This window comes from Cobetia amphilecti (genome assembly GCF_032923285.1).
Classification (GTDB): Bacteria; Pseudomonadota; Gammaproteobacteria; order Pseudomonadales; family Halomonadaceae; genus Cobetia; species Cobetia amphilecti.
In genome coordinates, this window is the sequence record NZ_CP136695.1 from 1,524,808 (window position 1) to 1,535,943 (window position 11,136).

At 65.0% G+C, this 11,136-nt stretch carries 9 protein-coding genes; 7 read left to right on the plus strand and 2 right to left on the minus strand.

The genetic code is table 11. From position 1 onward, the window contains the following. The first annotated feature begins 21 nt into the window (after positions 1-21). The 7 genes from R1T44_RS06545 (at position 22) to sixA (ending at position 9,457) form a co-directional block, all read left to right on the plus strand. A complete protein-coding gene (locus tag R1T44_RS06545) occupies positions 22-2,106 on the plus strand; it encodes an ATP-dependent helicase (protein WP_286987329.1) in 2,085 nt (694 codons plus the stop codon). Next, entirely contained in the window at positions 2,099-3,772 is a 1,674-nt protein-coding gene (locus R1T44_RS06550; RefSeq protein ID WP_317292779.1) for a protein adenylyltransferase SelO, read from the plus strand. Before R1T44_RS06545 ends, R1T44_RS06550 begins: the two co-directional genes overlap by 8 nt. A 622-nt stretch (positions 3,773-4,394) precedes the next feature. After that, complete coding sequence (locus R1T44_RS06555) at positions 4,395-5,612, plus strand: NAD(P) transhydrogenase subunit alpha (RefSeq protein ID WP_287020023.1); 1,218 nt, start codon at positions 4,395-4,397, stop codon at positions 5,610-5,612. Beyond that, a complete protein-coding gene (locus R1T44_RS06560) occupies positions 5,609-5,941 on the plus strand; it encodes an NAD(P) transhydrogenase subunit alpha part 2 (protein WP_043335532.1) in 333 nt (110 codons plus the stop codon). Before R1T44_RS06555 ends, R1T44_RS06560 begins: the two co-directional genes overlap by 4 nt. Further along, a complete protein-coding gene (locus tag R1T44_RS06565; protein WP_043335534.1) occupies positions 5,941-7,329 on the plus strand; it encodes an NAD(P)(+) transhydrogenase (Re/Si-specific) subunit beta in 1,389 nt (462 codons plus the stop codon). The genes R1T44_RS06560 and R1T44_RS06565 overlap by 1 nt, the downstream gene beginning before the upstream one ends. Before the next feature lie 333 nt (positions 7,330-7,662). Beyond that, positions 7,663-8,790, plus strand: coding sequence for an NAD(P)H-dependent glycerol-3-phosphate dehydrogenase (locus R1T44_RS06570; protein WP_317292780.1), 1,128 nt, complete (start codon positions 7,663-7,665; stop codon positions 8,788-8,790). 157 nt (positions 8,791-8,947) lie between these two features. Continuing rightward, positions 8,948-9,457 carry a phosphohistidine phosphatase SixA gene (gene sixA / locus R1T44_RS06575; protein ID WP_054554945.1) on the plus strand — a complete coding sequence of 170 codons (510 nt, stop codon included), beginning with the start codon at positions 8,948-8,950 and terminating at the stop codon, positions 9,455-9,457. A 124-nt stretch (positions 9,458-9,581) separates the two neighbouring features. On the opposite strand, the gene R1T44_RS06580 is transcribed toward sixA, so the two are convergent. Then, complete coding sequence (locus tag R1T44_RS06580; RefSeq protein WP_043335541.1) at positions 9,582-10,532, minus strand: AEC family transporter; 951 nt, start codon at positions 10,530-10,532, stop codon at positions 9,582-9,584. A 123-nt stretch (positions 10,533-10,655) separates the two neighbouring features. After that, complete coding sequence (locus tag R1T44_RS06585; RefSeq protein ID WP_263643036.1) at positions 10,656-10,787, minus strand: hypothetical protein; 132 nt, start codon at positions 10,785-10,787, stop codon at positions 10,656-10,658. Between the last annotated feature and the right edge of the window lie 349 nt (positions 10,788-11,136).

Here is an 11,136-nt window from a genome sequence, read left to right on the forward strand (position 1 = left end):
GACAGGGGGGATCATGCCGCCATGCATCTGAGCAATGATCAACGGCGAATTCTCGCCCATCCCTTTCCCTCGCGCCTGCGCGATCGCACGCCGGCCAACAGCGCCGAGCACAGCGATTGCGTGGTGGTGCGTGCCTGTGCCGGCAGCGGCAAGACCGTGCTGATGGTCGAGCTGGCGCGTACCTACGCCGACGAGACCCTCATCTACACCTCGCTCAACCCGGCGGTGGCCGGGCGGACCGCCAGTCAGCTGCCCGCCAATGTCCAGTCGCTGTCGCTGCATCAGCTGGCGCGCCAGGCCTTGATGGAGGAGTACGGCGACAAGCTCAAGCGGCAGCCCGACATCACGCGCCGTCTGGCGCCGCAGAGCCTCAGCTGGCTGGGCAGTCTTTCCAGTCAGTCGCGCAGCCTGATCGCCCAGGGCCTGAACACCTTCTTCGCCGAGAGCGACGCGGTGCCGATGCCGGAGCATCTGCCTGAAGGCGTGGCACAACGGCTGAGCGCCAATGAGCTGCGCCAGCTGGTCGAGAGCATGCGGCTGGTGTGGGAGTGTCTGCTGGACCCCGCCGATCATCAGCAGAGCCTCTCGTTCAACGCCTTGCTCAAGCTGTGGTCGCAGCATGGCCAGTCGCTGGAGGCCGACCTGGTGATGCTGGATGAGGCGCAGGACGCCACGCCAGCGTTGCTGGCCATGTTGCGTCGCCAGCGCTGCGACCTGCTGCTGATCGGCGACCCGCATCAGAGCCTGTCGCGTCAGGTGGAAGGCATGAGCTCGCTGGATTCGCCGCTGCTGGCCGATGCCACCGTCTACTCGCTGCCCGGCGCCTGGCGCTTCGGGCCGGCATTGGCGGCGCTGGGCACGCGGCTGGCGGCCTGTTCGCCCACCGCCCGCGAGCAGGCCATGAGCGGCCTCGGCCCGGTGACCCGTCTGGCGCTGCCCGCGGTGCGTGAGGCATTGCTGCACTCCGGCAAGCGCCATGCGGTGATCAGTGCCGGCCCGGTGGCGGCGCTGGGGGAGGCGCTGTCACTGCATCAGCGCGGCATCGCGGTGGCCTGGCTGGACGGCATCGAAGGCTATCCGCTGGCGGGGCTGCTGGATCACTGGCGGCTCTGGCGCGCACATCAGATGGCCGAGCAGGGCGACAGCGCGAGTCAGCGTGAGTGGTGGCGACTGCTGCCCCCCTCCCTGACACGGCTCGGTCAGACCCCGGCGCAGGTGCTGGGAGCTCTGACGCGTCTCGATGATCATCAGGCGCGCAGCCTGCATGAGCTGGCCTCCTGGTATGCCCAGGCGCCACTCGATCAATGGATCGGTGAGCTGCGCAAGCACGATGGCGACCTGCAGGCCGCCATCGTCAGTGCTCACTCGCGGGGGCAGTCGATCGAGCTGCCCACGGTCATGCTGGGGACGGTGTTCCGCGCCAAGGGTCTCGAATTTGATTGCGTGGTGCTGGCCGATGATCTGGCATTGCCAAGCGCGCGCCAGCAATTGCCCAATCAGGTGCTGGTCACCAATCTCAGCTACACCGCCGCCACGCGGGCACGCCAGCTGCTGGTGCTCAATGAGCGCCTGAGTCACTGGTGGCAGGCGCAGGGCGAGAGTGAGCGCTTCCCTCTGCTCGAGGCACTGCCGCAGGCCTGGCTGAGCGAGTCCACGCATGGTGTGCAGGCGCCACATCCGTGGTGGGGCAAGGCACGCCTGTCGGAGTTGGCGCTGACGCCGCGCAAGCGCCTGCTGTTGCGCCGTCATGAGAGCTCGCTTGAGAAGAGCTCGCTTGAGGGCACGTCTGCCGCGGTGTCGCCCGCGGCTGGCGCGCGCGATCAGGCACCAGCCTCGGGCGACCCTACCAGTCATGCTCAGCACCTGGCTCATGATCAGCACCTGGGCCATGCCCGGGACTCCGACGATGCCCTGCAGGCGCTCAAGCGTCAGGCACGCACCGACACGACGGCGCGCAAGCTGTATGAAATGGCCAGCAAGCTGCCGCCCGGGCGACCCTCCGGCGGCCTGCGCAGCCTGTTGACCCCGAGCGACGCCGCCGCGTCCACTTCTTCCCCCAGCGAGTCGCCGACCCCCGGCGGCCCGACGGAGCCTCTTGATGAGTGAGTTTGCCCCTACCCCCACCGCGCACGTGCACGACCTGGCGGCGCTGCGCTTCAACAATCGCTATGCCCGCCTGCCGGAGCACTTCTTCACGCGTGTCGCCCCGCAGCCGCGACAAGGCACGCGCCTTGCCGATGTGAGTCCTGACTGCGCCTGCCTGCTGGGGCTGGAGGCGGCCTTGACCTCTGACGCCTCCAGCGAGGAGGGGCTCGAGCAGCTGCGCCTCTTGATGGCCGGTGAGCAGTTGCTGCCGGGCATGGACGCATTGGCCCAGAAATACACTGGCCATCAGTTCGGTCACTACAACCCGCAGCTCGGCGACGGGCGTGGCATTCTGCTCGGCGAGCTTGAGACCGATCACGGCAAGACCTTCGATCTGCATCTCAAGGGCGCCGGGCGTACGCCTTACTCGCGCTTCGGCGATGGTCAGGCGGTGGTGCGCTCCAGCGTGCGCGAGTATCTGGCCAGCGAGTACATGGCCGCGCTGGGCATTCCCACCAGCCGCGCGCTGGCACTGGCGGTGAATGCCGAGCGGGTCCAGCGCGAGACCGTCGAGCCCGGCGCTACCGTGTTGCGCGTCTGCGAGAGCCACCTGCGCTTCGGGCACTTCGAGTGGCTGGCCCACTCCGGCCGACATGAAGACCTCAAGACGCTGATCGATCACGCCCTGCGGGAGCACTTTTCAGAATGTCTGTCTGAGCGTCTGCCAGCGGCAGACCAGCCCCTTGCAGACCAGCCCCTTGCAGATCAGGTGCGTGTGACCGCTGCGCTGGCCATGTTCGAGACAGTGATCACTCGCACCGCAAAGCTGATCGCGGCCTGGCAGGCCTACGGCTTCGTGCATGCGGTGATGAACACCGACAACATGTCGCTGCTGGGGCTGACCTTCGATTACGGGCCCTACGCCTTCCTCGATGGCTATGAAGAGAATCTGGTGCCGAATCATACCGATCAGGCCGGGCGCTATGGTTTCGCCCAGCAGCCGGGCATCGGGCTATGGAACCTGGAGCGACTGGGGATCGCGCTGTCGCCGCTGATCGATGTCGAAGCGCTCTCCGCCGCGCTGGGCGCCTACGAGGGCGAGTTGCAGCGTGAATATGCCCGCCTGATGCGCGCGCGTCTCGGGTTGCCGGATGCGCGCGATGAGGACATGACGCTGGTGCAGCAGTGGCGCGAGCTGCTGGCGGCCGGCAAGGTCGACCACACCCATGCCTACCGCCTGCTCAGTCATTGGGATGTCACGCAGCCCATGCCGGAAACGCTGGTCGTGCGCCTGGCCGGTGAGCGTGGGCCGCATGGCAACTCGGCCCAGGCGCGCGATGAAGCCTCGGCGTGGCTTGAGCGCTATCAGGCGCGCGTCATGGCCATCGGGCTCTCCGCCGAGGATGAACGCCAGCGTCGTCTGGCCATGCTCGGCTGCAATCCCCTCTATGTGCCGCGCACGCATCTGCTGCTGGAGGTGATCGCACGGGTCGAGCAGGGCGATGACACTTCGCTCAAGGCCTTGCGTCAGCGTCTGACGGCGCCTTTCTTCCGCCCCGAGGAGGGCAGTCTGGAGGCGGCGCTGGAGTTGGGGCAGGCGCAGGGCGTGGATGCCGAGCTCGTCGATGACTGGACACGGCCACCGGCGGCGAATGCAGCGCCGATCTGCATGAGCTGCTCGTCCTGAGCGGTTCTGCCAGAGCGGCTCTCATTGAAGGGGCCTGAATTGCTTCGCTGACAGCGCAAGCCATGGCCGGACATCCGCCTGGCGCAATGCGGGAAACACGCGCTGACACTCAAGTCATCGTCATGAAAATGGGATACTGCTGCGGCGGTATCCCATTTTTCATGGCAGGCACTGTGGCAGCCATAAGCTCGAGATTATGCGATGCATAACACAAAGCTGAGCTATTCTTGGTGGGGTGCCTTTTGTAAACTCATTGCAAATCAGTCACTTGGTAGTGTCGCAAGGCGCCTGTCAGCATAAGGCAGCTGTTATGGCTGCCATAACGATAGCTTTATGCTTGATTTTATTGCTTTTTTTGCAATGCAGCGCTTGACCCTGATGCACCGACAAGAAAAGACTGATGCTGGACACTCATCGTGTCGCGGGTGATGTCAGGCCTTCTGGCCATGCGTGAGTCACGGCTTGCGATTCAGGCAAGTCTCACCTGTGACAGGCAATAACGTCGCTGAAAGCGCCTCCGGCAGGCAGGATGGCGCGAATCAGCGCTCAACAGGAACGACGCCATGAACCTTTCAAGGCTGGCAGCCTCAGGCATGAACACGGACGTGAAACGAGGTGCGCGATGCTGAATATTCTAGTCGTGCGCGAGATGCGTGCACCGGACCTGGTGACACCCGACGATGGCGTGAGCAGCACACTGGCGCGCGGGGAATGCCGCGTCGCGCTGGACCCGGTGACGGCCGGCAAGCTCGCGCGTCACCTCGACAGCAGCGTCAATGACACCAGCGACGCCATCGTGCACGTGGAGAGCGGTGCCGGACGTCATGCACACTTCGACGATGCGGCCTACGCCGCCCAGGCCGGGGTGGCGGTCGTCGCCGAGGCCGATATCGCGGCGGCGCGTGCCGCGGCGGATCTCGTGCTGTGCGTGCGTACGCCCAGCGAGTCACAGATCAGCGAGTTGCGTGAAGGCGCGGTGGTGGTGGCATTGATGACGCCGTACCAGAACCCGCAGCTGATCAGCAAGCTTGCCAGCCAGGGGCTGACCAGCCTGTGCATGGAATTCGTGCCGCGCATCTCGCGCGCCCAGAGCATGGACGCCCTGTCCTCGCAGGCGGGTGTCGCGGGCTATCACGCCGCGCTGCTGGCGGCCAATGAGTCCTCGGTGTTCTTCCCGATGCTGACGACTGCCGCCGGGACCGTGCGTCCGGCGCGTGTCGTGGTGGTCGGTGCCGGCGTCGCGGGCCTGCAGGCCATCGCGACCGCCAAGCGTCTCGGCGCCCAGGTGTGGGCCTATGACATCCGTGCTGCCGCGCGTGAGCAGGTCGAATCGCTGGGCGCCAAGATGATCGATACCGGCGTCGATGCCTCCGGCGAGGGCGGCTACGCCCGCGAGCTGACCGATGACGAGCGTGCCCAGCAGGCCGATGCGCTGGCACGTCACATGGGCGATGCGCATGTGGTGATCTCCACCGCCGCGATTCCGGGACGTCCGTCGCCGCGTATCATCAGCCGCGAGATGGTCGAGGGCATGAAGCCCGGCGCCGTGCTGGTCGATCTCGCCGCCGAAGGCGGTGGCAACTGTGAACTGACCGAGCCCGGCAAGCGTGTCGAGCACGCCGGCGTCACGGTACTCGGCCCGCTGGACATGGCCTCGAGCCTGGCGGTCAATGCCAGCGAGATGTACGCCAAGAACCTCTTCAACCTGCTGACCCCCTTCATGAAGGACGGCGAACTGACGCTGGACTTCGAGGATGCGGTGCTCGGCCCGATGCGTCTGACCGAAGGCGGCCGCATCACCCACGATGACGTACGCGCTCGCGCGGAGGACGCCGCATGATCGAAGGACTTTCTGCCGTATACATCCTGATGCTGGCGGCCTTCGTCGGCTACGAGGTCATCTCGCGCGTGCCGGTGATTCTGCACACGCCCCTGATGTCCGGTTCCAACTTCATCCACGGCATCGTGCTGGTCGGGGCGATGATCGCCCTCGGTCAGGCCGAGACCGGCATGCAGCAGTTCATCGGCTTCATCGCCGTGCTGCTGGGCGCCGGCAACGCGGTCGGCGGTTATGTGGTCACCGAGCGCATGCTGGAAATGTTCAAGACCAGTGATCGCAGCAAGGGCACAGACGCTGCCAATGGCATCAACGACAAGGAGGCTCGCTGATGAACTGGCTGGTCGAAACAGGGTATTTCGCGGCGGCGGTGGTCTTCATCCTCGGCCTAAAGCGCATGTCACATCCTTCCACGGCACGCAGCGGCATCCATTGGGCCGGTATCGCGATGGTCGTGGCTACGCTGCTCACCTTCCTGCATCCGCAGATTGATGGCCGTTATGGCCTGATGCTGCTGGCCATCGTGATCGGTGGTGGTATCGCCTGGTACTCCGGCAACAAGGTCGAGATGACCGACATGCCGCAGATGATCGCCATCTACAACGGCATGGGCGGCGGTGCGGCAGCGGCGATCGCCGCGGTCGAGCTGATGCGCATGAGCGACAACCCGGCACTGATCGAGCAGCACGGCTCGCTGGCGCTGTGGCTGGGCGTGCTCGGGGCGATGATCGGTGCGGTGGCCTTCTCCGGTTCCATCGTGGCCTGGGCCAAGCTGGACGGGCGTCTCAAGAAGGCGTTCAACTTCCCGAGTCAGCAGCTGATCAACATGATCGTGCTGGGTCTGACGGTCTATCTGGGCGTCGTGATCGCGGCGGTGGAACCATCAAGCTCGCTGGTGCTGGTGTTCTTCGCGCTCGCGTTGCTGTTCGGCGCGATGCTGGCACTGCCCATCGGTGGCGCTGACATGCCGGTGATCATCTCGCTGTTCAATGCGCTGACCGGCCTTGCGGTGGCAATGGAAGGCTTCGTGCTCGGCAATGCCGCGATGATCATCGCCGGTACTGTCGTCGGGGCGGCCGGTACGCTGCTGACCCAGCTGATGGCCAAGGCCATGAATCGCCCGATCCGCAACGTGCTGTTCAAGCAGTTCGGGGGCGCATCAGGTGTCGAGCAGGGCGAGATCGAGGGTAGCATGAAGGCTTCCGATCCGATGGACGCCGCCGTGCAGCTGGCCTTCGCCGAGCGCGTCATCATCGTGCCGGGCTACGGCATGGCGGTGGCACAGGCACAGCACAAGGTCTGGGAGATGGTCGAGCTGCTGGGTGAGCGTGGCGTCGAAGTGCGCTTCGCGATCCACCCGGTCGCCGGTCGCATGCCGGGTCACATGAACGTGCTGCTGGCGGAAGCCGGCGTGCCCTACGACATGATCGCGGACCTGGACGAGATCAACAACGACTTCGAGACCACCGACGTCACGCTGGTCATCGGTGCCAATGACGTGGTCAATCCGGTCGCCAAGAACGACGCCTCAAGCCCGCTGTACGGCATGCCGATCCTCAACGCCGACCAGTCACGCAACGTGCTGGTGATCAAGCGCGGTCAGGGTTCCGGCTTCTCCGGTGTCGAGAACCACCTGTTCTATCTTGACCACACACGCATGGTGTATGGCGATGGTCAGAAGGTGGTCGGCGACATGATCACGGCCCTCAAGACGCTGTGATCTGACGCCTCGGCGTGATGGGGCAAGTCTGCCGCCATCACGCCAGTGCTGAACAGACCGGCAATTTCTGCGCCTCAGGGGGCAGGAATTGCCGGTTTTTTATGCATATCGAGAATTCATGCATATCGAGAGTTCATGCGTATCGATGGTGCATGCCGGTCGATTGCTTGCGAGGCGCGCGTGGCAGGCGCGTCACTCAGGCGCGCCCCCCCAGGCGCAGCCCCCTGCGTTGGCCACGAGGTCTGCGCAGACATCTCTTGTTCAGCATTCTCTGACAAACTATGAGTACAATGCCTGCCATTCACTGAGCACATCGTCATCCAAGGAGTCAGCATGTCTGCCACTACCCCTTCACCTCGTCGGGCCATTCGTGATCGCGAGGTAAGCGAAACGACCCCACAGGCGGTGGGACTCAATGTCTGCGTGCTGGGTGGCGGCAGCTTCGGGACCGCGATCGCCTCGATTGCCGCCGACAACGGTGCCAGCGTCACCCAGTGGATGCGTGATGCCAGCCAGGCCGAGGAGGTCAACACCCAGCACCGCAACTCGGGCTATCTGCCGGGCTTCGAGATCAATGCCTCGGTGCGTGCTACCACCGACATGGCCGATGCACTGGCCGAGGCCGATCTGGTGTGCGTGGCGATTCCCTCCAAGGCCTTCCGCACGGTGGTCCGTCAGGCGCGCGCTCACCTGCGTGAAGGGCAGATTCTGGTGGCCACCACCAAGGGCATCGAGAGCGAAGGCTTCACCCTGATGAGCGAGGTGCTGGAGCAGGAAACCGGCTTCGCGCATATCGGCGTGCTGTCTGGCCCCAATCTGGCGGCCGAGATCGCCCAGCGGCAGCTGACGGCCACGGTGATCGCCTCCGATGATGCCTACACCCGCGCTCGCGTGCAGACGGCCTTCGGTTGCGACTATTTCCGTGTCTACGCCAGCAATGACCGCTACGGCGTCGAGCTGGGCGGGGCGCTGAAGAACATCTACGCCATCGCGGCCGGCATGGCCGCGGCCCTGGGCATGGGCGAGAACACCCGCGCCATGCTGATGACCCGTGCGCTGGCCGAGATGAGCCGCTTCGCGGTGGCCAAGGGCGCCAATCCGATGACCTTCCTCGGCCTTGCCGGCGTGGGCGATCTGATCGTGACCTGCTCCTCGCCGTTGTCGCGCAACTATCGGGTCGGCTACGCGCTGGGAGAAGGGCGCACCCTCGACCAGGCGGTCGAGGTGCTGGGGCAGGTCGCCGAGGGTGTCAACACCGTGCGATTGGTGCAGGATGAATCCGAGCGGCTGGGCATCTACATGCCGCTGGTCAGTGGCATGGCCAAGGTGCTGTTCGAGAATGTCGACCCGCATCACATGGCCCGCGCGCTGATGGGCGGTGAGCAATCCAGCGATGTGGAATTCGTGCTGTCGCGTGAGTCGGTGCAGCAGGCGCGGCAGTTGGAACCCGACGGCTCCTGAGGACTCATAGCAGGTAGCGGGTGATGGAGCGTGTTTCGCCATCCCCTTGTCTGACTCGTGCAACGCTCCGGTTGGCGAGTCCCTGGTCATCGGCCGCAGCGACAAAGCGAGTGATGAAGCGCTTGCGCTGCGGCAGTCATCTTTTCAGGAGAATGTCATGAGTGTACTGATCATGCGTCACGGTGAGGCCCAGGCCGGCACGCCGGACCCCAGCCGCGAATTGAGTGAATATGGCCGCGAAGAGGCGCGCCGCATCGGTCGCTGGTTGGCCCATCAGCTGCCCGCCGAGCGTCGTGCGCGGCTGACGCTGGTCGTCAGTCCGTTTACCCGCGCCCAGCAGACCGCCCAGGAGATCTCCTCGGCGCTGGAGCTGAGTGGTGAGCAGCAGACCACGCTCGAGATCATCACCCCGGACGACCCGCTGACGCCGGTGCTCGACTGGCTGCAGACCCATGTACCGCCCACCTCTGAAGGGCGCGAGCCGCGCGACTGGCTGATCATCAGCCACAATCCGCTGGTCTCGAATCTGGCCAGCGCCCTGGTCGATGGCCCCGGCAGTACCCAGCTGGCCTTTGCCACCGCAAGTCTCGCCTGGCTGGACGCCGATGTCTGGGCCGCCGGCCTGGCGGATCTGCACCAGTTCGTGAGCCCGGCGGAGCTGGCGTAAGTCACGCGCGGCTGTCATGAGCCACAACCATTGAGCCACAACGAAACGCCCCCGCCAGTCTGCACTGGCGGGGGCGTTTCGTTGTGGCATGCTGCCAGACTGCTGCTTGATCAGACCGCTGCTGCTAGACCAGTCCGCTCAGCTTGAGCACGAAGATGCCTGCCGTGATGGTGATGCCCGCCATCAGGGTGCTGATGGCGATGATGTTGGCGGCCAGGCGGTCATTGCCGCCCATCGCCCGCACCATCACGAAGCTTGCCGCCGCCGTCGGTGAGGCGAAGAACAGGAACAGCACTCCGAGTTCGGTGCCGCGGAAGCCCAGCAGCACGGCGACGGTGGTCGCCAGCAGCGGCACGCTGATCATCTTCATAAGGCTGGCACTGAGGGCCAGCTTGCGGCCTTCACGCAGCGAGCGCATCGACAGGGTGCCGCCGATGCAGATCAATGCCAGCGGCAGCGTCATGCGCGCGAAGTAGTCGCCGGAGGTCTCCAGCCACTCGGGCAGCTGCCAGCTGAATGCCGCGAAGGGCAGGGCGGCCAGCACGCCGAGAATCAACGGGTTGGTGATGATGCCGCGCGCGATGCCACTCCAGCTGGTGCGGCCATCGCCGAGATAGCTCGACAGCACCACCACCGACAGCATGTTGTAGGACAGGATGACGACGCCCATCAGGATGCCGCCCATCGAGAGGCCGAGATCGCCATAGAGATTGGCGGCCAGTGCCAGCCCGACGATGGCGCAGTTGCCGCGAAACGAGCCCTGGACCACCTCGCCGCGTTCCTTTCTCGGCACGCGCAGGATCGCCCAGCCCCACAGCAGCAGGAAGGTGCCCAGTGTCGCCAGCGCGAAATAGGTCAGCATGCCCGGGCGCAGGGCGTGATCCAGGTCCGCGCGCACGATGGAGAGGAAGACCAGCGCCGGCATGGTGCCCTTGAACACCAGTGATGAGGCGGTGCCGATGAAGGTGTCATCGATCCAGCCGAGGCGTTTGAGGCCCAGGCCCAGAAATACCATCGCGAAGACCGGAACGGTGACGTTCAGGGTCGCGACGAACAGCGCCAGCATGTCGTTCATGAAGTAGTCTCGCTCATTTCCGCCCTTGTCCTGTGAGTGTTGCGGTCTGTCTGGTGAGGCTTTTGGTCAGCGTCTGACGAGCGTTGCGCGACCGCCCATCGTGAACTGCCGCGGCGGCCTGGCTCAGGCCAGCCAGAAGCCCGTGATCAAGGCCGCTGCCAGCAAGGCCCAGAACAGGCCGTTGCGCAGGCGGGTATCGCGACGCGGCCTGGAAGACGGCGAGGAAGTAGCGGACTGCTTGTCATGCTTGGGCATCGAGGGGTCCTGTCCAGCAAGGTGAAATATTGGCTCAGCGAATGAAGGCTCAGCGGGAGAAGGCTCAACGTGTGAAGGCTCTGGCGGGCAGACGGCCGGCCAGCAGGCGCTCTGACAACAGCGCGTGCCTGTCATTCGCCCAGCATATCAGGCTTTCCTTAGACTTAGGGATAGTCGTTCAGCTCGGGTATCAGCGCCGGCGCTAGTTCCGCTATCAGGTCGCGTTGGCCGGATGGCGCCAATCAGGGGCGCGGGCGGATGTAATGATCGAGAAGATCGGCGCCGAGACCTGCCTTGAGGGCCGGCAAAGGGCGGAATAGACGCCATAACCGCGCGAGTGGCGACTGTG